The sequence below is a fragment of the Enterobacter cloacae complex sp. IR5422 genome, from assembly GCF_049238165.1.
Lineage (GTDB): Bacteria > Pseudomonadota > Gammaproteobacteria > Enterobacterales > Enterobacteriaceae > Enterobacter > Enterobacter roggenkampii.
This window is the reverse complement of sequence record NZ_JBMKHT010000014.1, coordinates 1-24,379: the sequence shown is the minus strand read 5'-3', so window position 1 is coordinate 24,379 and position 24,379 is coordinate 1. Positions and strand designations below refer to the sequence as shown.

Sequence of the window (24,379 nt, the reverse complement as noted above, 5' to 3'; positions counted from 1 at the left end):
CATCAGGCAGATAATCATTGCTGAAATTCATCTAAATGCTTCCCACCCGGTAAATCCGCTATTTATTCCCCAAAGTTATAACACATTCTTTTTTGTTCATTTAAAAGCTGATAACGCCTGTTTACTATCGTTTGGACATCCATACTGCTAAACCGCCGCGGGCGGCACGGATAACGAATAAGAATGATAGTTCTCAGCAATATTTCGAAGGTTTTTGACAACGGAAAGGTGGCGCTCACGGCCGTTGATAATGTCAATTTGACGATAGCACAGGGACAGATATACGGGATCATCGGTTACAGCGGCGCAGGTAAAAGTACGCTTATTCGCCTGCTGAATGGTCTGGAAAAACCGAGCAGCGGCAGCGTAACCATCAACGGGCAGAACATTTCTGCCGCAAAAGGTGAAGCCCTGCGCCAGGCGCGTCTGAAGATCAGCATGGTGTTTCAGCACTTCAACCTGCTGTGGTCGCGCACGGTCAGCGAGAATATTGCGTTCTCGATGCAAATTGCCGGCGTACCGAAAGCCGACATTAAGGCCCGCGTGGCCGAGCTTATTGAACTCGTTGGCCTGAAAGGTCGCGAGCATGCTTATCCGTCACAGCTGAGCGGTGGGCAAAAGCAGCGCGTGGGCATTGCGCGTGCGCTGGCTAATCGCCCGGATGTGCTGCTCTGCGATGAAGCTACCTCCGCGCTTGACCCGCAGACCACCGATCAGATCCTCGATCTGCTGCTGGATATTAACCGTCGTTTCAGGCTGACCATCGTGCTGATCACGCACGAGATGCACGTGGTGCGCAAAATCTGCGACCGCGTGGCGGTGATGGAGAACGGTAAAGTGGTGGAAGAGGGAGACGTGCTGAGCGTCTTTACCCATCCGCAGCAGCCGATTACGCAGCAGTTTGTCCGTCAGGTGAGCCAGTACGCTGAAGAAGAAACCTTCAATCCCGAACTGGCAAACGAACTGGAAGGGACGGTCATCAGGCTGACCTTTACCGGGCACAGCACGCATAAACCGATTGTGGGCGAACTGACGCTGCGCTACGGCCTGCCGTTTAACATCCTGCACGGAAAAATGACCCAAACCGCTCACGGCGTGTTTGGTCAACTCTGGGTGCACGTCGCGGCATCTGATGAACAACTGAACAATATCCTCGCCGACCTGCAGCACAGCGATATTGAAGGCGAGGTGATTAAACATGGCTGAGAATCTCTTTCCGCATCTCAAGTGGGATCAGCTCTGGGCGGCGACGCTGGAGACGCTGTACATGACCGCGCTTTCCGGCGTGGCGACCTTTGTGCTGGGCATCGTGCTGGGTCTGGCGCTGTTTTTAACCGCGCGCGGCGGATTGTTCCACAACCGCACGGTGTATAGCGTCATTTCGATTGTGGTGAACGTGTTCCGCTCGATTCCGTTCATCATTTTGATTGTGCTGCTGATCCCGTTCACCAAGACCGTTGTCGGCACCATTCTTGGCGCCAACGCGGCGCTGCCGGCCCTGATTGTGGGGGCTGCACCGTTCTACGCACGCCTGGTGGAGATCGCCCTGCGTGAAGTGGATAAAGGCGTGATTGAAGCGACGCGCTCGATGGGCGCACGACTGAGCACGCTCGTGTTTCGGGTTTTACTGCCGGAATCATCACCTGCACTGGTCTCGGGTATTACGGTAACGCTGATTGCGCTGGTGAGCTACAGCGCCATGGCGGGGGTGATTGGCGCCGGTGGTTTGGGAAATCTGGCTTATCTGGAAGGATTCCAGCGCAACCATGGTGACGTCACGCTGGTGGCAACGGTGACCATTCTGATCATCGTTTTCATTATCCAGTTCTGCGGCGATGTCATTACTTCACTGTTAGATAAACGCTAATACCCGTCATATTTCGAGCCTCAGGCGCGTTGGCTGCATTCGTTCACCCCAGTCACTTACTGTATGTAAGCTCCTGGGGATTCACTCACTTGCCGCCTTCCTGTGACTCGAACTATTTAGGGTAACAACAACACACAGGAACCACATCATGAAAAAGACACTGACGCTGATCGCCGCTGCAACCCTGAGTGCCCTGAGCTTCGCCTCCTGGGCCGACACCCTGACCGTGGGGGCATCCAACACGCCGCATGCGGAAATTCTGGAGCAGGCAAAGCCGATTCTGGCGAAGCAGGGTATCGACCTGGAGATTAAACCGTTCCAGGACTACATTCTGCCGAACACCGCGCTGGCGGGCCATGACATCGATGCGAACTATTTCCAGCACATTCCTTACCTGAACAGCGTGCTGAAAGATCATGCGGGCGATAAGGACTACGATTTTGTCAGTGCGGGCGCGATTCACATTGAGCCAATCGGCATCTACTCCAAAAAATACAAGTCGCTGAAAGACCTGCCGGAAGGTGGCAAGATCATCATGCGTGACGCGGTTTCTGAAGAGGGTCGTATTCTTTCCATCTTCGAGAAAGAGGGCGTGATCAAGCTGAAGCCGGGCATCGATAAAGTCACCGCGCGCATCAGCGACATCGTCGAGAACCCGAAAAAGCTGAAGTTCACGCCTAACGTGGAAGCGTCTCTGCTGCCGCAGATGTACAACAATAACGAAGGCGACGCGGTGGTGATTAACGCCAACTACGCGATTGACGCGGGTCTGGATCCGGTTCACGACCCGATTGCGGTTGAGAGCGGTGAAAACAACCCGTACGCTAACATCATTACCGTGCATCGCGGTGACGAGAAGAAGAAAGACATCGTCGCGCTGGTGAACGTGCTGCACTCGAAAGAGATTCAGGACTGGATCCGCACCAAGTACAAAGGCGCGGTCATTCCAGTAAACAACTAATTGACTGATTTTACAGATGAAGCCCGGCGAGTCTCTCGCCGGGCTTCTTTTTTGTATCCGGCAGGAGAATCATTTAAGCTCAACGTTTAACAGGCAATGGAGTGATGACGATGGGTAACGTGACCAAAGATGAAGCGCTGTACCAGGAGATGTGCCGGGTGGTCGGAAAGGTGGTGCTTGAGATGCGTGATTTAGGGCAGGAGCCAAAGCATATTGTCATTGCCGGTGTTCTGCGTACCGCGCTGGCGAACCAGCGCGTGAAACGCAGTGCATTGACAACCGAAGCGATGGAAACGGTGGTTAAAGCGCTGGCCGGGTAAGGCGCCAGCGCTTCGCAAGCTGCTCAAGCGAGCAGCAGAGCAGGTAGTAGACCACGCCCGTAAAGATAAAAATGGCCGCCGGGTAGATTTGCACCCGGTTGTTGACCTGTCCCGCCACCGTGGTCAGCTCCGGGACGTTCACGATAAACGCCAGCGATGTATCCTTCAGCAGGCTGATAAAAATCCCCACCAGAGACGGCAAAATATTCCCCAGCGCCTGCGGCAGCAGCACGCGCCACAGGGTTTGCTGCGTGCTGAATCCCTGTGACAGCGCGGCTTCGTACTGCCCGGTCGGCAGCGCGCTCAGCCCGGCCAGCACTGAGTGCATCACGGTGGCCGCCGTAAACCAGGCCAGCGCCAGCGTGACGGTCAGCGCTCCCGGCAGATCGCCCCCGGTGATGAGCGGCAGGAGATACCACATCCAGAAAATCACGAAGATGAGCGGGATCCCGCGAATCAGCTCTGCCCATAAAAAGAGGACTTTTCGCACGAGCCCGGTAAAGCGCCAGGCTAGGCACGCGAGCAGTATCCCTCCGGGCAGAGCAATAACCGCAGCGCCTGCTGCCATCATTAACGAAAGCAGTACGCCCCCCGGTTCACCGGCTGCCGCGCGTCCCCACAGCAGATAATCGAGGTTATCGGTGATGACATTAAGTCCGGCAATCATGTTTTTCACTCCCTGCGGTGACGACGATCGGACGTTTACGTTTCGCCTGCGGCCCAAGGCGAACCAGCACCATTCCCATGACCAGACCGGTCAGGAGATAGAGTGCGGTACCGAGGGTAAATGCCTCCAGCGCGTGTGCGTTAAAGCTTTCGATCTGCCTGACCTGGTAGGTGAGCTCGGCGAAGCCAATCCCGCTGGCGAGCGAGGAGAGCTTCATCAGGTTGAGATACTGGCCCACAACGGGCTGCCAGGCGTTAGCCAGCCCCTGCGGCAGCAGGATGTAGCGAAACACGCCCCATGCCGAGAATCCCTGGGCGAGCGCCGCCTCCCGTTGCCCGGCTGGCACAGAACGCAACCCGGCTTCCACTTCTTCGATTAAAAACGCCGAGGTAAAAACGCCCAGCCCCCAGGCAGAACATAAAAATTCGGGCGTAAACCACCAGACGTCGCCGGGCAGAATGGACCAGCTGTGATCGGCGTTGACCGCGTCGCGAAACGCCTGCGGCAGCCCGTTCCAGGCGGCAAAATACCAGAACAGCAGCTGCACCAGCAGCGGCGTATTGCGAAACAGCGATACCCAGCCGCTGACGATCGCTTTCCCGACGCGTCCACCGGACAGGCGCAGGAGCATAAAGAGCAGTGCGAGCAGGCTGGCCAGCGCGATCCCCGCCAGCGTCACCCACAGGGTGGTGAGAAATCCGGAAAGTATCCACTGCAGAGGCTGTCCGGTCAGTACTCCCTGCCAGTCGAGCGCGGGCATTACAGATGCTCCTGATGCAGCGGGTCCAGCACCTTTTGCAGGAACCGCTGCGCGCGCGGATGCGCTGGCTGGCTGAAAAACTGCGCCGGCGGCGCGGTTTCCAGAATGTGCCCGCCGTCGATAAAGACAATCCGGTCGGCAATTTCCCGGGCAAACTGCATCTCATGGGTCACCACGATCATCGTGATCCCGCTGTGGGCGAGGGCTTTCATCACAAACAGCACCTCACCAATCATCTCGGGATCGAGTGCCGACGTCGGCTCGTCAAAGAGAATGATTTGCGGTGACGAGGCCAGGGCGCGGGCAATCGCCACCCGCTGCTGCTGTCCACCGGAAAGCTCAGCCGGGTAATGGTGGGCTTTTTCCAGCATCCCGACTTTCTCCAGCAGGGCCAGCGCGCGCGCCTGAGCGGGCAGCGGCTTCCAGCCGTGGACGTGCTCAAGCGCCAGGGTGATGTTCTGGCTGGCGGTGAGGTGGGCATAAAGATTGAACTGCTGAAACACAAACCCCACGCGGCTTCGCAGCTGGCGCAGCCCGCTACCGGAGAGCTTTCCGGTAGGCTTGTTGTCGACCAGGATCTCCCCGCCGCTCAGGGGTTCAAGCTGGTTGATAAGACGAATCAGGGTGGATTTACCAGAACCCGACGGGCCGAGGATGGCCACCACTTCACCGGGCGTAATAGTGAGGTTAATGTCGTTCAAAACCTGATGGTCACCGTAGCGTTTGTCCACATGACGAAACTCGACGCTGGCCTGTTCCAGATGTGAAAAATCCGCGGCACCGGCCGCGGAGTGGGAAAATAAACCTGAGAGCATCATTATCTGGCTTCTATTTTAAAGGCGCGGGGCTGTGGAGCAGGGGTGCCAGGACCAAACCAGACGTCGTAGATTTTAGCCGCCTGACCAGTCTTCTCGAGATTAACCAGCTCATCGTTGACGGCTTTCAGCAGCGCCGTTTCACCTTTTTTCACCCCGACGCCAATCTCTTCTTTGCTCAGCAGGTCGGGCAGGATTTTGAAGTTGGCTTTATCCGGCGCCTGCGCCAGCAGACCGGCCAGAATGGTGCTGTCCTGAGTGATGGCCTGTACGTTGCCGTTGCGCAGCGCGGTCAGCGCCAGCGGAATATCGTCATAAGAGAGGACGCGGGACTGCGGGAAGCGCTGGTGCAGCGCCTGCTCGCCCGTCGTGCCTTTGACCGCGCCAATGCGCGCCCGGCTGTAGTCATCGAGCTTGTCCGGAGATTTCGCCGGAACGAGGAACTGCTGGCCGGTAACGAAGTAAGGCGTCGAGAAATCAATGACCTGTGCGCGTTCTGGGGTGATAGTAATATCCGCCACGATCAGGTCGGCTTTGCCGGACTGCAGCAGCGGAATGCGGTTGGCCGGATTGGTGGCAACCAGTTCAAGCTTCACGCCGAGCGATGTTGCCAGCGCTTTGGCGAAGTCCACGTCGTAACCCACGATCTCATGCGTTTTGGCATCAATCGAGCCAAACGGCGGGTTGGCATCAAACGTGGCGACTTTTACCACCCCTGCTGCCTTGATATCCGCCAGCTGATCGGCCTGCGCCTGCGCTGAAAACAGACCCCAGGCTGCCACTACGCCCAGAACCAGCGTCCGTTTTTTAAACCCTTTCATTTTTGCTGCCATAGTCATACGCCATCCCGTTCCCGTTGTTTTTGTTTTACCCCGTTACGCTCCCATAAGGGAAAGCTATCGCCAAATAAGAAATCGTTCTTTGCTATGAGCAAAAAAGCATTAGTGAACAAGGTGTTAATGAAGCGTGAAAAGGACGGGGCGCTATTTGCAGATCCTGCACATCGACAGTGGATTTTGGTATTTCCCCTGCACGGGATTGGGGTGCTTAACTGAAGGCAGATACGGCGAGAGAGGGTAAGACGATGAAAAAATGGATCAGCACGTTACGGCGGTTTTTTGCGACCCGACCAGCGAATGCGGAGAACAGCGCGCAACGTGTTCTTGAGTCGATACTGCCTGTCGCCAGCCTGTATGGCGTAGACGTTGCCAACATTGACCCGGAGTGGTTCCATGACAAAACGCCACGCTGAACTGCGCCGCACGCGCGAAACGTACTGGAATGAGGTGTGCGTGACGTCTGTAAAGCCTCAAAAGACGGAAAAGTACGCTCTGAATCATTCGGTTAATTAGCCCGCTTTTGTTACCAATGTGTCCTTTCAGTCATGGAGAAAATGATGAAACGGACCACGTTAACACGCGCGCTTTCTGTCCCTGCGCTACTTTTCACAATTCATGCGGCACACGCCGCACCGCAGGCGCATGTTGTTTGCGGCTATTCCCATACCCTTGGCGATGACGCCATTATGATGTACGGCATGCCCAACGAGGCCATGCTGCACGACTTCTTCGGCAACGTGCAAACGGATGCTGACTCCAGCCGTGAATCCCTGCGCCGGGATGAAAAGACCACCTGCGATAACAAAGCCGACAGCTCTGCCTACTGGGCACCTTCGCTTCGCCTGCCTGACGGCACGGTCGTCAAACCGGCGTATCAAAAAACCTATTATCAGGCATCGAACGTGGACGCCTGGCCGCTACACCCTTTCCCGGCGGGGCTGTCGCTGCTGGCGGGCGACCATCACGGTAGTGCGCCGAATCCACATATCACCTTTTTATGTGCCAACGGCAAGGGTTACACCACCAAAACCGGTGAGGTCTGCGGCTTGCGCAAGGCGAACGATGCCGTGCAGTTTAATATCGGCATTCAGTTTCCTAACTGCTGGGATGGAGTGAACCTGAAGCCTGCCCATGGTCTGATTAACGCCACCTACGACGTCAAGGGGCAGTGCCCGTCCACCTTCCCGGTGAAAATTCCCACCGCGAACATGAACATTGCTTACGTACTCCCGACGATTAGCTCGCTTGATACCAGCAAAGTGCAGCTCTCCATGGACCCCATCATGCACGGCGATGAGCGAGAAGAGCGGTGGGGTAGTCTGTATACGGCGCATGCAGATTTCATGAACGGCTGGACGGAAGACGCCGCGCGCTTTATGACTGACCTGTGCATGAACCGCGGGTTAGATTGTGGCACCACCGTCCCGTATGGTTATTCCAGAGCGAAGGCCAACGTCTGGCTCAGCAGCCTGGAGCCAGACCTCTCCCAGCCCGAACCGCAGGTTTTACTGGTGCAGGATAACTGGCAGAACGGGGGACGCACGAAAAACAGCGAAACGCTGTCGCTGGTGAAGTTCCACATTCCCCCTCTGCCTGCCGGGCAGGATCCTTCGCAGTTTACATACCGCGTGCGGATTTATGGCGGGAAAGTGGAAACTAACGGTGCCGATCAGATCTTCTTCTATTCGGCCAGCAATGACTGGGATCCTGCTACCGTAAGATGGGCCTCGCGTCCGGCCTGTAACTATCGCTCCGACGCAGTGCTCTATCTGAACCATTCTCGTGAATACCGGATGGTGAACGTGGACAAAGCCGTGCGCAAGGCGCTGGCGGAAGGAAAAACCGAAATCTCCTGGTATATCGGCGGTGACCGCCAGGGGAATCATTACCAGTTCGAACCGGCGTCTTCATCAGAAAGCCTGGTTCTGATGCTAACGGGGTTTAAAAAGACGCCTGAGCTGTAATCTTCCCCGCAATGAAAAAAGCACCGGTTTTCCGGTGCTTTTTTATCAGATCTTGCAGGCGTCGCCGCAGTCGTCGTCGGCAATAATCGCCTGCGCTTTTTTATCCGCATCGTCCAGACGTTCTGCGTTACGCTCTTCCGCTTCATCCAGGCCGTTAAAAACTAAGTTATCGAGATCAATTTCCATGTTGCACCTGCTCTGTTCGGTTTTTGATACTGGCACAGTATAGGGTAAAAAACGCCAGCAATGTACCTCGCAGCACATAAGGATAATCCCTGCCATACTCAGTGCTTTATCACTGAGGAGCGCTCATGATTACACTCTGTAGAACCTGCGGTACTTCTTATGAGGGAACGCCGGAGAGATGTGCCATTTGCGAGGATGAACGTCAGTATGTTCCGGCCAGCGGCCAGGCGTGGATCGATTACGCGACGGTAACGGCGACACACGCCAACAAATGGCAGCAGCTGGAGCCGCAGTTATTCAGTATCAAGACGGTACCCGCTTTTGCCATTAACCAGCGGGCACTGCTCCTGCGTACTCCCCACGGTAACATTCTCTGGGACTGCATCGCCAACCTTGATCCTGCAACCCAAACGCTCATCGCCACACTCGGCGGCCTTCGCGCGATTGCGATTTCGCATCCGCACTATTACACCACGATGCAGGAGTGGGCCGCGGCTTTCGACGCGCCGGTCTATCTGCACGTAAGCGATAGCGAGTGGGTGATGCGCGACAGCCCGGCGATTCATTTCTGGGATGGCGATGCGCTGGAGATAGTACCGTCGGTTACGCTGCTGCGTCTCGGCGGGCATTTTGCGGGCGGAACGGTACTGCACTGGCAGGAGGGTGAGGGCGTTTTACTGGCGGGAGACATTTTGCAGGTGACCCCAGGGAAAGAGGCCGTGTCGTTCATGTGGAGCTACCCGAATATGCTTCCGCTGCCTGCCCGTACGGTTGAGGACGTTACCCGGCGCCTGTCGGGAAAATCGTTCGCCCGTCTTTACGGCGCGTTCGAAGGGCAGAACATTCCGGCAAACGCCGATGACATCGTGCAGCGGTCGGGCCAGAAATATATTGCTTGTCTCAAGTGAAGCACGGTGGGTAAACTTTGCGAGTGTGATCTCGATCATGCCTAAACGAAAACAGATAAAAGAGAAATTGCTATGCAACATATCATTGAAGGTTTTCTCAGCTTTCAAAAAGAGATTTTCCCGCAACGTAAAGAGCTCTTTCGCAGTTTAGCGTCCAGCCAGAATCCCAAAGCGCTGTTTATCTCCTGCTCCGACAGCCGTCTGGTCCCTGAACTGGTCACCCAGCAAGAGCCGGGACAACTCTTTGTTATTCGTAATGCTGGCAACATTGTTCCACCGTTCGGGCCGGAGCCAGGCGGCGTCTCTGCAACTATCGAGTACGCGGTAGTGGCGCTGGGCGTGACCGACATCGTGATCTGCGGCCACTCCAACTGCGGCGCGATGAAGGCGATTGCCGATAACGCGAACCTGGAGCCGATGCCTGCTGTATCGCACTGGCTGCGCTATTCCGACGCGGCAAAAGCCGTGGTAGAGAAGAAAAGCTGGGATAAGCCGATCGATAAAGTGAATGCGATGGTGCAGGAAAACGTCTTTGCGCAGCTCAGCAACATCAAGACCCACCCGTCCGTCGCGGTGGGCCTGCGTAATAACTCGCTTCGCCTGCACGGCTGGGTATACGACATTGAAAGCGGCAAAATTCTCGCCCTGGATAAAGCGACGAAAAGCTTCGTCTCGCTGTCTGAAAACCCGGAAGTGTTCTTCGAATAATCTCGCGTTGCAGGGCATGGAAGCCCTGTCAGTTCTCCACGTACGGCAACCGACGCCGTATACCTGAGGCCGGTTTTTCAGCCGCCTTCGCCATCGCTTCTGCAATCTCCGCACACTCTGCCAGCCCCTGAACGAAGGGACGATCGTGCATCAGCCACGGTATTGCGCCGAAGGCGATGCGCCCACGAACCGTATCTGGCGCTTTTAACGTGTAATCCTCGCCGATGTCGGGGATCTCATCGCCCGTCTCCTCAAGCTGTCCGCGCAGCGATGGGAAAGGCAGATCGTTTGTTTTAAGCGGCTTTTGCCCGCGCGCATCAATAAAGACGTCGAAACGATAAACGGTCTCTTGTGTGGTGATGACTGTCCGATCGCTGCCGGCATCAAGCGTGTAATCATCGCCGAGCGCCGCCACGCTAATGATGCCGGCCTCGCGAAGCGCAAGCAGCCTGCGAATAGACTGCGGCGGGATGGCAGCATAATTATCGATAAACACGCGAGCCAGGCCCTGCTTAAAGCGTTTTCTGTCCTGCTCGCTAAGATGGGGAACGATCTCCTGAACGACCTCATGCAGCCGAAGCACGGTGTAGCGCCATGCCACGGTACGGCGCTCGCGTTTATTGCGTTCAACCTCGTTGAGATTCTCTTCCGCCCAGGTAAAGGGCCCGTGGCGCTTACGATCCTCAAACCAGGCCTCACGAATGGTGTCCGCATTAAGCGTACGCAGAGACATTTTCTCGCACCACGCCGGGTCGGCGAGTTCAAGCTCTTTCACCATCAGGGCAAAGACTCGGTCAAGCAGGCCATCCGGTCCTTTGGCTATCTCGCTTTCCACTACGAATTCGGTCAATACCGACAGCGGTTCATAAGGGATGGGGCAGTAAAAATCGGCTTCCGGGAGAATGCCCGTCCGTGACATCAGCGTAATGTTTAACCCTTCGCTGCCGCTGTCGAGGATGAATTTACCGTCACGAAACTCGCCGTGCTGCATCACCACCGCCATAGCCGCGTCCAGGCCGCTCAACGAGGTGCCCATAATGCCCACGCGACAAGGGGGAATGCGGGCGTCCATCAGGCCGGACCACGGGCTTGGGAAGAACGTGCGCGTGGCTTCATCCTCCTCTGGCCAGACGTGGCCGGTGGCAATAACCGCCAGGTCGAATTTATCCGCTAATGTGCGGTCATTGACCGAAATCGTCACGCCGGTTGTCGAAGGGTTGATGTCGGTGACCTTCGCAGATTCATGGACCTCAACCTGGAACCCCAGCTTTTTCGCCTCTTTTACGATTGAACGAAAGCTGTCGCGAAAATACTCTCCCAACAGGAGCCTGGGCAGGAACTGCCGATCGTGCAGGCTGGCTTTATCAACTTTAAAGCGCGCCAGATGGTCGTCGCTTTGCTCCTTAAGCCAGTTGAGGTAGGTCATAAAAATGGGCGGGATTTCAATGCTCGCAATGTTCGCCAGCATCAGCCGGGAATTATCGTCATCGTTATAGGGCATGCCCACGCCAGCTTCATCGGCCTGTTCAAAGACGGAAACGGAGAGTGGGGTATTGTTATTAAGCAGATGATAAAAGGTGTAAATTCCCGTGGGGCCGGAGCCGATAATCGCGATCTTCTTCATCAACACGTTTCCTGTGTTTTTTTCCATAGGAAAAGCGTAGCAGGAGAATAATGATGAAAATAAGGGATTAAGAAAATTCAGGGTAACTGAGGAGAATTTGCACCATTTCAGGACTGAAATGGTGCGTCCGAGTGGACTCGAACCACCGACCCCCACCATGTCAAGGTGGTGCTCTAACCAACTGAGCTACGGACGCAGAATGGTGCGTTCAATTGGACTCGAACCAACGACCCCCACCATGTCAAGGTGGTGCTCTAACCAACTGAGCTATGAACGCAACGTGTTGTCGGTGACAACGGGGACGAATATTAGCGGCACAGCACCGAGGTGGCAAGAGGGAAAATGCAATTTTCTCTCTGATTTCACGCGATTGCTGTATTACCGCGCAAAGTGAAGAGAAAGTAGCCGCCGGGCGGCGGCTACTGCGTATTTAACGTGCAGCGCGTTGCAAAATGATCGTTGATGGCTGGCGCTGCAGGAAGCGCATGCGCAACATCATCATAATTGCCGCCGACGTCAGGCCGATGATAAAGCCCATCCAGAACCCCGCCGGTCCCATGCGGTCAACCACCAGGTCGGTCAGGGCAAGAATATACCCACACGGCAGACCCAGCACCCAGTAGGCGATGAAGGTGATAAAGAAAATGGAACGCGTGTCTTTATAGCCGCGCAGCACCCCGCTGCCAATCACCTGGATGGAGTCCGAAATCTGGTAAATCGCGGCCAGCAGCATCAGGTGCGAGGCCAGCGCGACGACTTCCGGATTGTCGTTGTAGAGCAGGGCAATCTGCTCGCGCAGCGCCACGGTATAAAGCGCCGTGCAAATGGCCATGCAGACGCCGACGCCCAGTCCGGTGCGCGCGGCGGTTTGCGCATCGAGCGTCGAGCCTTGCCCCAGGCGGAAGCCCACGCGAATCGTCACTGCTGCGGCCAGCGACATCGGCAGGACAAACATCAGGGAGCTGAAGTTGAGCGCAATCTGATGCCCGGCGACGTTCACAATGCCCAGCGGGGAGACCAGCAGGGCGACCACGGCAAACAGGGTCACCTCAAAGAACAGCGCAAGGGCAATCGGCAACCCTAACTGCACCAGGCGCGTCATGATGTTCCAGTCCGGCGTGCTGAATCTGTTCTCGTTACGAATATCACGCATGGAGCGGGCGCGCTTCACGAAGGTAAGCATTGAGAAGAACATGACCCAGTAAACGGCGGCCGTCGCCACGCCGCAGCCGACGCCGCCCAGCTCCGGCATCCCGAAATGACCGTAAATAAAAACATAGTTAACGGGAATGTTGACCAGCAACCCGATAAAGCCCATCACCATGCCGGGCTTGGTTTTCGCCAGACCTTCACACTGGTTACGCGCCACCTGGAAGAAGAGATATCCAGGCGCCCCCCAGAGCAGGGCGCGCAGATAGCCCACGGCTTTGTCCGCCAGGGCCGGGTCAATGTTATGCATAGCGCGAATGATATGGCCCGCGTTCCAGAGCACGACCATGATCAGCACAGAGACAAACCCGGCCAGCCAGAAACCCTGGCGGACCTGATGGGCAATGCGCTCGCGGCGCCCCGAGCCATTGAGCTGAGCGATAACAGGCGTGAGCGCGAGCAGCAGACCGTGGCCGAACAGGATGGCCGGAAGCCAGATTGACGTGCCGATAGCAACGGCCGCCATGTCGGTGGCGCTGTAGCCACCTGCCATTACCGTATCCACAAATCCCATTGCGGTCTGGGCCACCTGCGCGACGATCACGGGTATAGCCAGTGCCAATAACTGGCGCGCTTCATTCATGTACTTCTGCACGTGAACACCTTTATTTTGTAGTTATTTGAGAGACTAAAAAAGCCGCCGAAACGGGCAGCAAGAAGAAAATGCAGGGGGGTGCCAGCTATTGTAGCGGGCTTTAGCTATTTATCTAGTGAAAAAATCGCCAGAAAATGCGCTCCGCTGGCAACCTGTTTTTCCAACTGTTATTGTGGAGGGATTAAACGGTGTCATCACCGTTCGGAAAAAACAGGAGTTGTAAGCATGTTTACTGGTATTGTGCAGGGCACTGCCAAAGTGGTGTCCATTGATGAAAAACCTAATTTCCGTACTCATGTTGTTGAGCTGCCGGAATATATGCTTGAGGGCATCGAAACCGGTGCCTCGATTGCCCATAACGGCTGCTGCCTGACCGTGACCGAAATTAACGGCAACCAGATTAGCTTTGATTTAATGAAAGAGACGCTGCGGATCACTAACCTGGGCGAGCTGGTGGTAGGCGATACCGTCAACGTTGAGCGCGCGGCGAAGTTCAGCGATGAGATTGGCGGCCATTTGATGTCCGGGCACATCATGACCACTGCCGAAGTGGCGAAAATCGTGACCTCGGAAAATAACCGTCAAATCTGGTTTAAAATGCAGGACCCGTCATTAATGAAATACATCCTCTATAAAGGATTTATTGGCATTGACGGGATTAGCCTGACGGTGGGAGAAGTGACGCCAACGCGTTTTTGCGTGCATTTAATTCCTGAAACGCTGCAGCGCACCACGCTGGGCGCGAAAAAACTGGGGCATCGCGTGAATATCGAAATCGATCCGCAAACCCAGGCCGTGGTTGATACGGTGGAGCGCGTGCTGGCAGCAAAAGAAGCCGCAATAATAAAGACCGCAGAAGAAGAATAAAAAATAACCCCGGCTATCCGGGGTTATTTTTTTTAGCGTGCGACACGTAGCCCGTGTTCAATCCCCCGGCTGAATACCACCTGCCAGAGCTGAATATCCCGTGCGCGAAACGCCCCCGCGCAGGCATTCAGATAATAGCTAAACATCCGTTTAAATCGTTCTGAATAGTTGTCCGCAATCTCGGGCCAGGCTTTCTGGAAACGTTCATGCCATGCCATTAAGGTGGTGTCGTAGTCCGCGCCAAAGTTATGCCAGTCTTCCATCACGAAATGGGATTCACTGGCGTTGGCAATCTGGCGAACGGACGGTAAACAACCATTCGGAAAGATGTATTTATTGATCCACGGGTCAACGTTGTTGTCGGTCCGCTTAGAGCCGATGGTGTGCAGCAGGAAGAGGCCGTCCGGTTTCAAATTACGATCCACCACCTCAAAGTAGGTGTCGTAGTTTTTTGGCCCCACGTGCTCGAACATGCCGACGGAAACGATCCGGTCGAACTGCTCGTTCAGGTCACGGTAGTCCTGCAGCCGGATATCCACGTCAAGACCCTGACAGCGCTCCCGCGCCATTTTTTGCTGTTCCGCTGAGATCGTCACGCCGACCACGCTGACGCCGTAGTGCTTCGCCATAAAATACGCCAGCCCGCCCCAGCCGCAGCCGATATCCAGCACGCGCATGCCGGGCTGTAGCTGCAGCTTCTCGCTGATCAGGCGCAGCTTGGCCTGCTGTGCTTCCTCAAGCGTCGACGCGTCTTTCCAGTAGGCGCAGGAATATTGCATGAAAGGGTCCAGCATGCGGCTGAACAGGTCGTTGCCGAGATCGTAATGTTCTTTGCCGACGATCCAGGCGCGTTTTTTACTTTGCAAGTTAAACAGTCGGGCAGAGGCGACACGCAGGGTGTCTTTCAGATTGCGGGGGAGTTGATTTTCCAGACCGGCGCGCAACACGCTGGCAAAAAAGATATCCAGACGTTCGCACTCCCACCAGCCGTCCATATAACTTTCTCCCAGGCCTAACGATCCTTCCCGCAACACGCGTTTAAAAAAGTCGGGATGCTTAATCTGGGGATCGGATGGCGAAGATCCGTTGATAGTGATGCCTGCTCGACCTAACAGTTCACTGACGATCCGGGACCAGTTGTCGTCCGGAACGCTGACTTCTTCTATACACGATGAACTCATAGCTTCTCCATCACCCTGATGTGATCAGAACCTTCAAACAGCGTAGACGCTTTTTTTGGTTTGTGAGAAATCTCACGGTAAATACCGCGAGGCTAGTATCCGACGTAGAACAGAGGAAGGGAGATAACCCTTGCCGAAATGCCTTCCATGGTAAAACGGGAGCACTCCGGCTCCCGTTAACACTTAATATTTATCGTATTTAATCGAACCAAATTTAGTATAGGCCTCAAAATTTGGTGATTCAATAGAAAATTGTTAGCAACCTAATCACTGAAATGTAACATGATTTCTGGCGCAATCAGGCATGCGAGGTTTCCACCTGCGCACCGCTATCCTGCTCACGCTGCGCGGACGCCTGCATGCGGTAACCCAATACCGCCAGCGCAACGGTGACCAGCATCACGCTGGTGGTGGTCAACAGCGGCGTCGCAATCAGCGCCGAGACCACCAGGCTTGCGAGGAAGCACAGACCCAGCTGCAGGGTATTTTGCAGCGCGGCGGCGCGGCCTGTCGCCTGCGGGAACGGACGTAACGCCTGTGCCACCACGATCGGGTAAATCGCCCCGTTCGCCACGGCCATCACGCAGAAGGGAATCAAAATTTCAGCCAGGCCCGCGCCCGGAATAAACCCGACGGCCCAGGTACCGATGACGCTCAGCGCATAGAGCACCAGCAGCCATGGCAGCATCTGCTGACCTTCCCATTTTTGCAGCGCCGCGCGGCAGCCGTACCCGCCCACCAGGAACGCGATGGTCTGCGGAACATAGCTCAGACCGATGGCCGCCGGGCTGTAGCCCATATCGTGCAGAATAAACGGCGAGCCGGTGAGCCACGCGAAGAAGCTGGCCGAACAGGCGGCATAAATCAGGACATTCCCGCGATACGCCTTGGCGCTCAGCAGGGAGGTGAAGGTAATCGGCTTCGCGTCGGCATGCGCCTCTTTTTTATGCGCGGGTTTAAGGGCAAACGCCGGCAGCATCAGCACCAGCGTGATGGCAAACAGCGTGGCAAAAATGGCCTGCCAGTCAAAGTGCGCGAGGATCCAGCTGCCCAGCAGCGGAGCCAGGGCAGGGGAGAGGCCCACCAGCGGCATAATGGTGGCGAAAATACGGTTTGTGCGGTTAGCCGGGTAGTAGTCGGTCACCAGCGCCTGCCAGGTCACCGCCGCAGCACAGACGCCCACGGCCTGAACGAAGCGCAGCACCAGCAGCAAGGTAGCATCGCGCACCCACAGCATCCCCAGGCAGCCCACGGCAAAAATGGCCAGACCCAGCAGCAGCACCGGTTTACGGCCGAAGCGATCCGAGAGCGGTCCCCAGAGCAGCTGCGCGAAAGCAAAACCGGCAAGGAACAGGCTCAGGCTGGCGCTGATGGCCGCGGCAGGGGTTTGCAGGTCTTCCTGCATCGCGGCAAACGCGGGCAGGTACATGTCGGTGGCCAAAAAGCCCAGCACGCTTAAGCCGCCGAGCCAGACTAAAAATCCTTTCCTGGGTTGCATTCTTTTATTCTCCTGAGGAGGCAGGTGTACGTTGGCGCAGAGTGTAGGGAGTGCAAAGCGGCTTGTGAAACGCTAATATTTGGCGGGTGCATTCAAATTTTTTGCAGGCAGAAAATGTGGTCAGATTATTCTCTTGAAGTGGTCGATGCTGTTGCGCGTAACGGCAGCTTTAGCGGTGCAGCGCAGGAGTTGCACCGCGTCCCTTCGGCCATCAGCTACACGGTGCGTCAGCTTGAGGAGTGGCTGGCGGTTCCGCTGTTTGAACGGCGGCATCGCGACGTGGAATTAACGCCCGCCGGAGCATGGTTTTTGAAAGAAGGGCGTTCTGTTATCAAAAAAATGCAGATCACCCGCGAACAGTGTCAGCAGATCGCCAACGGCTGGCGGGGGCATCTCGCCATCGCGGTAGATAACATCGTGAAGCCGGAACGCACCCGACAAATGATCGTGGATTTCTATCGTCATTTCTCTGACGTCGAGCTACGGGTCTCGCAGGAGGTGTTCAACGGCGTCTGGGATGCGCTGGCGGACGGCAGGGCGGAGATGGCGATTGGCGCGACGCAGGCGATCCCGGTCGGGGGACGTTACGCCTTTCGCGACATGGGTATGCTGAGCTGGAAATGCGTGGTGGCCAGCGATCATCCTCTGGCAGCGATGGAAGGTCCGCTGAGCGACGATACGCTGCGCAACTGGCCGTCGCTGGTGCTGGAGGATACGTCCCGTTCATTGCCCAAGCGTATCACCTGGCTTCTGGACAACCAGCGGCGGGTGGTGGCTCCTGACTGGGAATCATCGGCGACGTGCCTCAGCGCCGGGCTGTGCGTTGCGATGGTGCCCGCTCATTTTGCGCGTCCGCGCATCGATACCGGAGAATGGGTTGAACTGACGCTGGAGAACCCGTTCCCGGACGCGGCCTGCTGCCTGACCTGGCAACAAAATGATGTCTCGCCCGCCATGGCCTGGCTGCTGGATTATCTGGGAGACAGCGAAACCCTAAACCGGGAATGGTTACGGGAGCCAGCGTAGCTGGCCCCGTAAAGGGATTAACGACGGTAGTCGCGGAACGGACCGTCCGCAACGGAACGGCGTTCAATCAGGCGCGGGTGAACTTCAATGGACTGCGACTCTTCGCGCTTGTTGACGATCCTGTCCAGCAGCATATTGAAGGCCGTTTCGCCCAGCGAATCTTTTGGCTGGTGAATGGTTGTCAGCGCCGGGGTGAAGAAGCGCGCGTTGCGCACGTTGTCATACCCGATCACGGAAATATCCTGCGGTACGCGCAGACCCAGCTCATCGGCGGCGCAGAGCGCGCCCATGGCCATGATGTCACCCCCGCAGAAAACGGCGGTCGGGCGGTGCTGCTGGGAAACGATCTGCTGCATCGCGCGGTAGCCTGATTCCGGCTCAAAGTCGCCCTGTACGATCCAGTTTTCCGGCACGGTGATCAGCGCTTCTTCCATCGCTTTCATAAAACCGGCCAGACGGCCCGCGCCGGTGTTACGCTCCAGCGGACCGGGGATCACGCCAATCTCGCGGTGACCGCGTTCGATCAGGTAACGACCCGCCATGTAACCGCCTTCGAAGGCGTTGTCGATAACGGAGTCGGTGAAGTCCGCGCGCGCTTCACCCCAGTCCATGACCACCATGGGGATATGGCGATACTCTTCCAGCATCGACAGCACGGATTCCGGGTACTCGGAACACATCACCAGCAGGCCATCGACGCGCTTTTGCGCCATCATCGACAGGTAGGCGCGCTGTTTTTCTATGCTGTTCCACGCGTTGCCCAGAATCAGGGTATAGCCTTTCTGGAAGCAGTTCTTCTCTACCGCTTCTATGATCTCGGCAAAATAGGCCGCTTCACTGCTGGTGGCCAGCAATCCAATGGATTTGGTGTGATTAACCTTGAGGCTGCGCGCAACCGCACTTGGCGAATAGTGCAGCTCCTTGATCGCTGCCCAGACGGCGTTGCGCGTCTCTTCCGCCACGAAACGGGTTTTGTTAATTACATGTGATACGGTTGTAGTGGAAACGTTTGCGCGTTTTGCTACGTCTTTAATTGTTGCCATTAAATGTCACTCCAGACCATATCCTAAGCTCCTGAAAAACTTGAAGGTAAACGTTTGCCTTCTCTCACCCTTATCACGCAATCTTGAATTGCGGCACGCCGGGAAAACGACACGGGACGTCAGGAGGGGGTCAATGGCCGGTACGCTAATAAATTTAGCGTGGAATTTTGTCCTATCTTGATGAAAAGGGGAAGAGGTAAAGTGTTTATCAGCCTAAATCCAGGAAGATTTTTGACGTAAATTATGCAAAAATGAGCAGGCTCACTTTTCGTGGGGGGATTAAAAGGAGAAAAATTGATGAGTTCCGATCTGAAGTTTTCGCTGTTCACCACCGTGGTTGTGCTGGCTCTGATTGTCGCGGCGGGTCTGACGGCCGCGCTGCACTGATTTACGCGGAGGGAGAGCCTTCTCCCTCCCGCTCACCTCGATTGTTACTCCTAAGGCAAAAATCTTTTGCCATTTTGTTAACTTCTCATTTTTTGTGATTGATGTCATGCTTTCCGCTTCTTTGTTCTGTGTCACCACATGACACGGCATCCGGAGTTGACACATGAAAATCAATTTTCCCCTGCTGGCCCTGGCGATTGGCGCTTTTGGGATTGGCACCACTGAATTTTCCCCGATGGGGTTACTGCCCGTTATCGCCCGCGGCGTGGACGTCTCGATCCCTGCGGCCGGCATGTTAATCAGCGCCTACGCCATTGGCGTGATGGTGGGGGCGCCGCTGATGACGCTTCTTCTTTCACACCGCGCGCGCCGCAATGCGCTGATTTTCCTGATGGCGATTTTCACCCTCGGCAACGTGCTTTCGGCCATTTCGCCGGACTACACCACGTTGATGCTTTCGCGTATTCTGACCAGCCTTAACCACGGCGCGTTCTTTGGGCTGGGGTCGGTTGTGGCGGCAAGCGTGGTGCCGAAACACAAGCAGGCCAGCGCCGTAGCCACCATGTTTATGGGTCTGACCATCGCTAACATCGGCGGCGTTCCTGCGGCAACCTGGCTGGGCGAGGTCATTGGCTGGCGGATGTCCTTCCTGGCGACGGCCGGACTGGGCGTGGTCGCGATGGTGGCCTTGTTCTTCTCCCTGCCAAAGGGCAGCGCCGGAGAACGTCCGGAAGTGCGTAAGGAGCTGGCGGTGCTGATGCGCCCGCAGGTGCTCTCCGCGCTGCTGACCACCGTGCTCGGGGCAGGGGCGATGTTTACCCTGTATACCTACATTTCACCGGTCCTGCATGACATCACCCACGCAACGCCTCTCTTCGTTACCGCGATGCTGGTGCTGATTGGCGTGGGCTTCTCGATTGGCAACTATCTCGGCGGGAAATTTGCCGACCGTTCCGTGAGCGGAACGCTGAAGGGCTTCTTAACCCTGCTGATTGTTATCATGATCGCCATTCCGTGGCTGGCGCGCAACGAGTTTGGTGCCGCGATCGCAATGGTCGTCTGGGGGGCTGCAACGTTCGCGGTGGTGCCACCGCTGCAGATGCGCGTGATGCGTGTCGCGCATGAAGCGCCGGGCCTCTCATCCTCGGTCAATATTGGCGCCTTTAACCTGGGCAATGCGCTCGGTGCGGCGGCCGGTGGGGCCGTGATTTCCGGTGGGCTGGGGTACAGTTTTGTGCCGGTGATGGGGGCGATTATTGCCGCGCTCGGTCTGCTGCTGGTGATGATGTCGGGTCGTAAACAGCCAGAAGCAGCCTGCGCTGCGGAATAAACCAAAAACGCAGAAGGGCGAACCCTTCTGCGTGTCTCTTACGCGGCGAAGTTCTTCGCCACAAAGTCCCAGTTAACCAGTGCCCAGAAGTGCTCCAGGTAGTTAGGGCGCGCGTTGCGGTAATCGATGTAGTAAGCGTGTTCCCATACGTCCACGGTCATCAGCGGCTTCGCGCTGGTGGTCAGCGGGGTGCCTGCGTTAGAGGTAGACACGATAGCCAGTTTGCCATCCGCCTCTTTGACCAGCCACGTCCAGCCTGAACCGAAGTTCTTGATGGCGGCATCGGTGAACTTCGCTTTGAATTCCGCGAAGCTGCCAAAGGCGGCGTTGATGGCGGTAGCCAGTTCACCGACAGGTTCGCCACCGGCGTTTGGCGCCAGGCAGTGCCAGTAGAAGGTGTGGTTCCACACCTGAGCGGCGTTGTTGAATACGCCACCCTCAGAACTGCGCACGATCTCTTCCAGCGTTTTGCCTTCAAAATCGGTGCCCTTGATCAGGTTATTCAGGTTGGTGACGTACGTCTGGTGATGTTTGCCGTAGTGATATTCCAGGGTTTCCGCAGAAATGTGCGGGGCCAGGGCGTCTTTTGCATACGGTAGTGCAGGTAATTCGAACGACATTGCTTCTCTCCTTATTGTATTTTGTGTTGCCAATAACCACACAGACAACAGGGACAGGATAGCAAATTGAAAGGGTATGCAAAAGAGGAACTTACCCTGCCACGGGTGTGGCAGGGTAGGGGTTAGCGAATGGTTTTCGGCGTCATCACGCGACGCGCGCCGACGTAATGGCGCACCCAGTAGTCTTCACTGAGCGAGGTGATCTGAATATCCTGGCCGCTACGCGGTGACTGGATGAATTTTCCGTTGCCGACATAGACGCCAACGTGGTCAGCCGTCCCGCGACCCTGCGTGCGGAAGAAGACCAGATCGCCGTTCTCCAGCTCTCCTCGGTTGACCGGGGAAGCATCGCGCAGGTGGTACATCTCGTTGGCGGTGCGAGGAATGCGGAACTTGACCAGATCTTTATAGGCGTAATAGACGAGGCCGCTGCAGTCAAAACCGGTACGTGGCGAAGTCCCGCCCCAGTGATACGGTTTGCCAATCTGCCCCATCAGCTTGTTCATTGCGGTTTTTTGCGCTTTCTGGACGCGCACTTTATGCACTTCCGCTATTTTGGTGACCTTGGTGCATTTCGCCTTATGGCCTTTACGCGCGATGCATTTTTCAGTCACGAGGTTAGCGGCGGTTTGCGAAGCTTTACTTTTGGCGGTGTAGGCAGTGCGGGAAGAGGTGGTTTTCGTCTTGCTTGAAGCGGTTTTTTTAGTCTGTGTGGTTGTCTTTTTCTTGTCGTTCTTAGCGGTGGTTTTTTTCTTACGTTCTGTGGCTTTCACCAGATGGTTTTTTTGTACAGCAGAATGCCGCGCCTGCTGAGAGGCGTTTGCCACTGGCGTGAAGGTGAGTGAAGTAAACAGTAAAGCACAGAGCGTGATCGAGATTTTATTTATCCGCGCCACTGGGCAGTCCCCTGATAAATGCAGGTCATCAATAATACCCGCGTGTGATTTACAAAGCCCGTCGATTCTAATCCATAAAAAGCCAGAAAGTTAATACCATTTTTCAATCTACGATCCTGTTTCGTTAGCAAGTGCAAAAAAATTCATCGTTCTGTCGTACATTTGCCCATTCCCTAAGCAAAACCCTGACTGACGCAGGGGTAAACACCATTTGCAATGCAACTTTTCATCACTCGGAGTAGAATGTCTATACGTGACAAAAATGTTATTTTCCGATGCCAGTCTGAACCGCTACAATGTCAGACGAATGCCGTAACAGAAGTTAAAGGAAGCAAGACATGAGCACCACTATTGAAAAAATCCAGCGCCAGATCGCTGAAAACCCGATTCTGCTGTATATGAAAGGTTCTCCAAAGCTGCCAAGCTGCGGCTTCTCCGCGCAAGCGGTTCAGGCGCTGTCTGCCTGTGGTGAGCGTTTTGCTTACGTTGATATCCTGCAGAACCCGGACATCCGCGCTGAGCTGCCAAAATACGCTAACTGGCCGACCTTCCCGCAGCTGTGGGTGGACGGCGAGCTGGTGGGCGGCTGCGATATCCTGATTGAGATGTATCAGCGCGGCGAACTGCAGCAGCTGATCAAAGAGACGGCGGCGAAGTACAAAACGGAAGAGCCGGACGCAGAGTAACTTTCTGCGGAAATAAAAAAGCGACCTGCTATGTGGTCGCTTTTTTTTTGTCGGGTGGCGCTGCGCTTACCCGACCTACGATTGGCGCTCGGCCTCATCATCCATCGGCAGCGGCCAGCCGCCCAGACGCTTCCAGCGGTTGACGATCTCACAGAACAGCTCTGCGGTACGCTCCGTGTCATACAGCGCGGAGTGCGCCTGCGTGCCATCGAACGGAATGCCAGCCGTAATACAGGCCTTTGATAACACCGTTTGTCCCAGCGCCAGGCCGCTCAGCGCGGCGGTATCGAAGGTCACAAACGGGTGGAAGGGGTTGCGCTTGAGCGCGGCCCGATCGGCGGCGGCCATGGTAAAGCTGTGATCGAAGGTGGCGTTATGAGCCACCATAATGGCGCGGCTGCAGTTGCTCTCCTTCATGCCTTTGCGCACCATTTTAAAAATGGCGTGCAGCGCATCATATTCACTGACGGCACCGCGCAGCGGGTTATGCGGATCGATACCGTTAAACGCCAGCGCTTCCGGCTGTAAGTTTGCCCCTTCGAAAGGTTCAACGTGGAAATGCAGCGTGGTGTCCGGTGTAAGCCAGCCCTGTTCATCCATCTTCAGCGTGATGGCGGCAATTTCGAGCAGCGCATCGGTTTTAGCGTTAAATCCGGCTGTTTCTACATCAATGACAACGGGATAAAAACCACGAAAACGGTCGCACAGACCGCTAAATTGAGCGTTATCGGACATCAGGGTCTCTTACATGGGGAAAAAGCAGAGCGCATTATGGCAAATTTTGCGGGGTGATGCAGTAAAACTACGGGCGCACGTTGCGCCCTGAGGGATCAGTTGCCCAGACCGCGACCGGCGTCTTTGGCTTCAATCAGCTCGATTTTGTAACCGTCCGGATCTTCCACAAACGCAATCACGGTGGTGCCGCCTTTTACCGGGCCCGCTTCGCGCGTAACGTTACCGCCATTTTTGCGAATGCGTTCGCACGCGTCGGCTGCGTTGTCCACTTCCAGCGCGATATGGCCGTAGGCCGTGCCCAGCTCATAGCTGTCAACGCCCCAGTTGTAGGTCAGCTCGATCACCGCTTCATCCGTTTCCGGGCCGTAACCCACGAACGCCAGCGAGTATTTGTATTCCGGGTTTTCGCTGGTGCGCAGCAGCTTCATGCCCAGGACGTTAGTGTAGAAATCGATTGAACGTTGCAGGTCGCCAACGCGCAGCATGGTGTGAAGTAGGCGCATAATTTCCTCATTAACCAATGGAATAAAAAAGCTTTTTGATCAGAAACGATGTTTTAGGGAAGGTGCGAATAAGTCCGAGATGTGAGATCATCGTGTTGTAACCTGAACCCAGAATGAGTAACCGGATGAGCCAGCAACTGACTTTTGCCGACAGTGAGTTTTCCAGTAAACGCCGCCAGACCCG

27 protein-coding genes and 2 tRNA genes are annotated in these 24,379 nt (G+C 55.8%); 13 read left to right on the top strand and 16 right to left on the bottom strand.

What is annotated here, in order from left to right; genetic code table 11:
• The first annotated feature begins 183 nt into the window (after window positions 1-183).
• The 4 genes from ACOTXT_RS09220 (at window position 184) to fumD (ending at window position 3,148) form a co-directional block, all read left to right on the top strand.
• Entirely contained in the window at window positions 184-1,206 is a 1,023-nt protein-coding gene (locus tag ACOTXT_RS09220) for a methionine ABC transporter ATP-binding protein (RefSeq protein ID WP_055321202.1), read from the top strand.
• Window positions 1,199-1,867, top strand: coding sequence for a methionine ABC transporter permease (locus tag ACOTXT_RS09215; protein ID WP_008500617.1), 669 nt, complete (start codon window positions 1,199-1,201; stop codon window positions 1,865-1,867). Before ACOTXT_RS09220 ends, ACOTXT_RS09215 begins: the two co-directional genes overlap by 8 nt.
• Before the next feature lie 148 nt (window positions 1,868-2,015).
• The gene (locus tag ACOTXT_RS09210; RefSeq protein WP_008500616.1) at window positions 2,016-2,828 is read left to right on the top strand and encodes a MetQ/NlpA family ABC transporter substrate-binding protein; all 813 of its coding nucleotides are present in this window, start codon (window positions 2,016-2,018) and stop codon (window positions 2,826-2,828) included.
• 110 nt (window positions 2,829-2,938) lie between these two features.
• On the top strand, window positions 2,939-3,148 hold the full coding sequence (fumD, locus tag ACOTXT_RS09205; protein ID WP_023343959.1) for a fumarate hydratase FumD: 210 nt from the start codon (window positions 2,939-2,941) through the stop codon (window positions 3,146-3,148).
• Here the strand turns inward: fumD and ACOTXT_RS09200 are convergent.
• From ACOTXT_RS09200 to ACOTXT_RS09185, 4 genes are read right to left on the bottom strand one after another with little or no spacing between them, the layout of a single operon-like run.
• A complete protein-coding gene (locus ACOTXT_RS09200) occupies window positions 3,129-3,815 on the bottom strand; it encodes an amino acid ABC transporter permease (RefSeq protein ID WP_055321201.1) in 687 nt (228 codons plus the stop codon). The two genes, fumD and ACOTXT_RS09200, sit on opposite strands and share 20 nt — an antisense overlap.
• Window positions 3,799-4,575, bottom strand: a complete 777-nt coding sequence (locus ACOTXT_RS09195; protein ID WP_055321200.1) for an amino acid ABC transporter permease — start codon at window positions 4,573-4,575, stop codon at window positions 3,799-3,801. Before ACOTXT_RS09195 ends, ACOTXT_RS09200 begins: the two co-directional genes overlap by 17 nt.
• Window positions 4,575-5,390 carry an amino acid ABC transporter ATP-binding protein gene (locus ACOTXT_RS09190; RefSeq protein WP_045353762.1) on the bottom strand — a complete coding sequence of 272 codons (816 nt, stop codon included), beginning with the start codon at window positions 5,388-5,390 and terminating at the stop codon, window positions 4,575-4,577. Before ACOTXT_RS09190 ends, ACOTXT_RS09195 begins: the two co-directional genes overlap by 1 nt.
• A gap of 2 nt (window positions 5,391-5,392) precedes the next feature.
• Entirely contained in the window at window positions 5,393-6,223 is an 831-nt protein-coding gene (locus ACOTXT_RS09185) for an ABC transporter substrate-binding protein (RefSeq protein WP_072253605.1), read from the bottom strand.
• A 251-nt stretch (window positions 6,224-6,474) separates the two neighbouring features.
• Between ACOTXT_RS09185 and ACOTXT_RS09180 the strand changes: the two genes are divergently transcribed.
• Together ACOTXT_RS09180 and ACOTXT_RS09175 are read left to right on the top strand one after the other, a co-directional pair.
• Window positions 6,475-6,642: a hypothetical protein gene (locus tag ACOTXT_RS09180; RefSeq protein ID WP_008500610.1), complete on the top strand. Its 168-nt coding sequence runs from the start codon at window positions 6,475-6,477 to the stop codon at window positions 6,640-6,642.
• A 144-nt stretch (window positions 6,643-6,786) separates the two neighbouring features.
• Window positions 6,787-8,193, top strand: a complete 1,407-nt coding sequence (locus ACOTXT_RS09175) for a DUF1996 domain-containing protein (protein ID WP_055321199.1) — start codon at window positions 6,787-6,789, stop codon at window positions 8,191-8,193.
• A gap of 45 nt (window positions 8,194-8,238) precedes the next feature.
• On the opposite strand, the gene ACOTXT_RS09170 is transcribed toward ACOTXT_RS09175, so the two are convergent.
• On the bottom strand, window positions 8,239-8,379 hold the full coding sequence (locus ACOTXT_RS09170) for a hypothetical protein (RefSeq protein ID WP_008500607.1): 141 nt from the start codon (window positions 8,377-8,379) through the stop codon (window positions 8,239-8,241).
• A gap of 125 nt (window positions 8,380-8,504) precedes the next feature.
• On the opposite strand from ACOTXT_RS09170, the gene ACOTXT_RS09165 reads away from it, so the two are divergent.
• On the top strand, window positions 8,505-9,287 hold the full coding sequence (locus ACOTXT_RS09165) for a hypothetical protein (RefSeq protein WP_055321198.1): 783 nt from the start codon (window positions 8,505-8,507) through the stop codon (window positions 9,285-9,287).
• A 72-nt stretch (window positions 9,288-9,359) separates the two neighbouring features.
• Window positions 9,360-9,995 carry a carbonic anhydrase gene (locus ACOTXT_RS09160; RefSeq protein WP_008500605.1) on the top strand — a complete coding sequence of 212 codons (636 nt, stop codon included), beginning with the start codon at window positions 9,360-9,362 and terminating at the stop codon, window positions 9,993-9,995.
• Between the two features lie 28 nt (window positions 9,996-10,023).
• On the opposite strand, the gene ACOTXT_RS09155 is transcribed toward ACOTXT_RS09160, so the two are convergent.
• From ACOTXT_RS09155 to mdtK, 4 genes are all read right to left on the bottom strand, one after another.
• On the bottom strand, window positions 10,024-11,619 hold the full coding sequence (locus tag ACOTXT_RS09155; RefSeq protein ID WP_055321197.1) for an FAD-NAD(P)-binding protein: 1,596 nt from the start codon (window positions 11,617-11,619) through the stop codon (window positions 10,024-10,026).
• A gap of 119 nt (window positions 11,620-11,738) precedes the next feature.
• Window positions 11,739-11,815, bottom strand: a tRNA-Val gene (locus ACOTXT_RS09150).
• Between the two features lie 4 nt (window positions 11,816-11,819).
• Window positions 11,820-11,896 (bottom strand) — tRNA-Val (locus tag ACOTXT_RS09145).
• A 153-nt stretch (window positions 11,897-12,049) separates the two neighbouring features.
• The gene (gene mdtK, locus ACOTXT_RS09140; RefSeq protein ID WP_055321196.1) at window positions 12,050-13,423 is read right to left on the bottom strand and encodes an MdtK family multidrug efflux MATE transporter; all 1,374 of its coding nucleotides are present in this window, start codon (window positions 13,421-13,423) and stop codon (window positions 12,050-12,052) included.
• A 225-nt stretch (window positions 13,424-13,648) separates the two neighbouring features.
• On the opposite strand from mdtK, the gene ACOTXT_RS09135 reads away from it, so the two are divergent.
• Window positions 13,649-14,290 (top strand): riboflavin synthase, encoded by a 642-nt coding sequence (locus ACOTXT_RS09135; protein WP_008500602.1) that lies wholly within the window; start codon window positions 13,649-13,651, stop codon window positions 14,288-14,290.
• A 32-nt stretch (window positions 14,291-14,322) separates the two neighbouring features.
• Here ACOTXT_RS09135 and cfa read toward each other — a convergent pair whose 3' ends face one another.
• Together cfa and punC are read right to left on the bottom strand one after the other, a co-directional pair.
• A complete protein-coding gene (cfa, locus tag ACOTXT_RS09130) occupies window positions 14,323-15,471 on the bottom strand; it encodes a cyclopropane fatty acyl phospholipid synthase (RefSeq protein ID WP_055321195.1) in 1,149 nt (382 codons plus the stop codon).
• A 298-nt stretch (window positions 15,472-15,769) separates the two neighbouring features.
• Complete coding sequence (gene punC, locus ACOTXT_RS09125) at window positions 15,770-16,969, bottom strand: purine nucleoside transporter PunC (RefSeq protein WP_055321194.1); 1,200 nt, start codon at window positions 16,967-16,969, stop codon at window positions 15,770-15,772.
• 114 nt (window positions 16,970-17,083) lie between these two features.
• On the opposite strand from punC, the gene punR reads away from it, so the two are divergent.
• Window positions 17,084-17,995, top strand: a complete 912-nt coding sequence (gene punR / locus ACOTXT_RS09120; RefSeq protein ID WP_008500598.1) for a DNA-binding transcriptional activator PunR — start codon at window positions 17,084-17,086, stop codon at window positions 17,993-17,995.
• A gap of 17 nt (window positions 17,996-18,012) precedes the next feature.
• Here the strand turns inward: punR and purR are convergent, their stop codons facing one another.
• The gene (gene purR, locus ACOTXT_RS09115) at window positions 18,013-19,038 is read right to left on the bottom strand and encodes an HTH-type transcriptional repressor PurR (protein WP_014883552.1); all 1,026 of its coding nucleotides are present in this window, start codon (window positions 19,036-19,038) and stop codon (window positions 18,013-18,015) included.
• Window positions 19,039-19,335: 297 nt separating this feature from the next.
• On the opposite strand from purR, the gene ACOTXT_RS09110 reads away from it, so the two are divergent.
• Window positions 19,336-19,425, top strand: a complete 90-nt coding sequence (locus tag ACOTXT_RS09110; RefSeq protein ID WP_008500596.1) for a YnhF family membrane protein — start codon at window positions 19,336-19,338, stop codon at window positions 19,423-19,425.
• Between the two features lie 163 nt (window positions 19,426-19,588).
• Entirely contained in the window at window positions 19,589-20,755 is a 1,167-nt protein-coding gene (locus tag ACOTXT_RS09105) for an MFS transporter (protein WP_021241126.1), read from the top strand.
• A 38-nt stretch (window positions 20,756-20,793) separates the two neighbouring features.
• Here the strand turns inward: ACOTXT_RS09105 and sodB are convergent, their stop codons facing one another.
• Both sodB and ACOTXT_RS09095 read right to left on the bottom strand, forming a co-directional pair.
• Window positions 20,794-21,375, bottom strand: a complete 582-nt coding sequence (gene sodB / locus ACOTXT_RS09100) for a superoxide dismutase [Fe] (protein ID WP_023292633.1) — start codon at window positions 21,373-21,375, stop codon at window positions 20,794-20,796.
• 122 nt (window positions 21,376-21,497) lie between these two features.
• A complete protein-coding gene (locus tag ACOTXT_RS09095) occupies window positions 21,498-22,271 on the bottom strand; it encodes a C40 family peptidase (RefSeq protein WP_333163787.1) in 774 nt (257 codons plus the stop codon).
• Window positions 22,272-22,609: 338 nt separating this feature from the next.
• On the opposite strand from ACOTXT_RS09095, the gene grxD reads away from it, so the two are divergent.
• Window positions 22,610-22,957: a monothiol glutaredoxin 4 gene (gene grxD, locus ACOTXT_RS09090; RefSeq protein ID WP_003832760.1), complete on the top strand. Its 348-nt coding sequence runs from the start codon at window positions 22,610-22,612 to the stop codon at window positions 22,955-22,957.
• A gap of 75 nt (window positions 22,958-23,032) precedes the next feature.
• Here grxD and rnt read toward each other — a convergent pair whose 3' ends face one another.
• Together rnt and gloA are read right to left on the bottom strand one after the other, a co-directional pair.
• Complete coding sequence (gene rnt / locus ACOTXT_RS09085) at window positions 23,033-23,692, bottom strand: ribonuclease T (RefSeq protein WP_219292016.1); 660 nt, start codon at window positions 23,690-23,692, stop codon at window positions 23,033-23,035.
• Between the two features lie 95 nt (window positions 23,693-23,787).
• Complete coding sequence (gloA, locus tag ACOTXT_RS09080; RefSeq protein WP_008500591.1) at window positions 23,788-24,195, bottom strand: lactoylglutathione lyase; 408 nt, start codon at window positions 24,193-24,195, stop codon at window positions 23,788-23,790.
• Between the last annotated feature and the right edge of the window lie 184 nt (window positions 24,196-24,379).

Bases quoted from the DNA above. Each gene is read 5' to 3' on its own strand.
- ACOTXT_RS09105 (WP_021241126.1), top strand. From the start codon at position 19,589: ATGAAAATCAATTTTCCCCTGCTGGCCCTGGCGATTGGCGCTTTTGGG.
- ACOTXT_RS09195 (WP_055321200.1), bottom strand. From the start codon at position 4,575: ATGCCCGCGCTCGACTGGCAGGGAGTACTGACCGGACAGCCTCTGCAG.
- punC (WP_055321194.1), bottom strand. From the start codon at position 16,969: ATGCAACCCAGGAAAGGATTTTTAGTCTGGCTCGGCGGCTTAAGCGTG.
- punR (WP_008500598.1), top strand. From the start codon at position 17,084: ATGTGGTCAGATTATTCTCTTGAAGTGGTCGATGCTGTTGCGCGTAAC.
- ACOTXT_RS09165 (WP_055321198.1), top strand. From the start codon at position 8,505: ATGATTACACTCTGTAGAACCTGCGGTACTTCTTATGAGGGAACGCCG.
- ACOTXT_RS09180 (WP_008500610.1), top strand. From the start codon at position 6,475: ATGAAAAAATGGATCAGCACGTTACGGCGGTTTTTTGCGACCCGACCA.
- ACOTXT_RS09215 (WP_008500617.1), top strand. From the start codon at position 1,199: ATGGCTGAGAATCTCTTTCCGCATCTCAAGTGGGATCAGCTCTGGGCG.
- ACOTXT_RS09185 (WP_072253605.1), bottom strand. From the start codon at position 6,223: ATGGCAGCAAAAATGAAAGGGTTTAAAAAACGGACGCTGGTTCTGGGC.
- ACOTXT_RS09210 (WP_008500616.1), top strand. From the start codon at position 2,016: ATGAAAAAGACACTGACGCTGATCGCCGCTGCAACCCTGAGTGCCCTG.
- rnt (WP_219292016.1), bottom strand. From the start codon at position 23,692: ATGTCCGATAACGCTCAATTTAGCGGTCTGTGCGACCGTTTTCGTGGT.
- purR (WP_014883552.1), bottom strand. From the start codon at position 19,038: ATGGCAACAATTAAAGACGTAGCAAAACGCGCAAACGTTTCCACTACA.
- gloA (WP_008500591.1), bottom strand. From the start codon at position 24,195: ATGCGCCTACTTCACACCATGCTGCGCGTTGGCGACCTGCAACGTTCA.
- cfa (WP_055321195.1), bottom strand. From the start codon at position 15,471: ATGAGTTCATCGTGTATAGAAGAAGTCAGCGTTCCGGACGACAACTGG.
- ACOTXT_RS09135 (WP_008500602.1), top strand. From the start codon at position 13,649: ATGTTTACTGGTATTGTGCAGGGCACTGCCAAAGTGGTGTCCATTGAT.
- ACOTXT_RS09175 (WP_055321199.1), top strand. From the start codon at position 6,787: ATGAAACGGACCACGTTAACACGCGCGCTTTCTGTCCCTGCGCTACTT.
- ACOTXT_RS09190 (WP_045353762.1), bottom strand. From the start codon at position 5,390: ATGCTCTCAGGTTTATTTTCCCACTCCGCGGCCGGTGCCGCGGATTTT.
- ACOTXT_RS09170 (WP_008500607.1), bottom strand. From the start codon at position 8,379: ATGGAAATTGATCTCGATAACTTAGTTTTTAACGGCCTGGATGAAGCG.
- ACOTXT_RS09110 (WP_008500596.1), top strand. From the start codon at position 19,336: ATGAGTTCCGATCTGAAGTTTTCGCTGTTCACCACCGTGGTTGTGCTG.
- grxD (WP_003832760.1), top strand. From the start codon at position 22,610: ATGAGCACCACTATTGAAAAAATCCAGCGCCAGATCGCTGAAAACCCG.
- ACOTXT_RS09200 (WP_055321201.1), bottom strand. From the start codon at position 3,815: ATGATTGCCGGACTTAATGTCATCACCGATAACCTCGATTATCTGCTG.
- sodB (WP_023292633.1), bottom strand. From the start codon at position 21,375: ATGTCGTTCGAATTACCTGCACTACCGTATGCAAAAGACGCCCTGGCC.
- fumD (WP_023343959.1), top strand. From the start codon at position 2,939: ATGGGTAACGTGACCAAAGATGAAGCGCTGTACCAGGAGATGTGCCGG.
- ACOTXT_RS09160 (WP_008500605.1), top strand. From the start codon at position 9,360: ATGCAACATATCATTGAAGGTTTTCTCAGCTTTCAAAAAGAGATTTTC.
- ACOTXT_RS09155 (WP_055321197.1), bottom strand. From the start codon at position 11,619: ATGAAGAAGATCGCGATTATCGGCTCCGGCCCCACGGGAATTTACACC.
- ACOTXT_RS09220 (WP_055321202.1), top strand. From the start codon at position 184: ATGATAGTTCTCAGCAATATTTCGAAGGTTTTTGACAACGGAAAGGTG.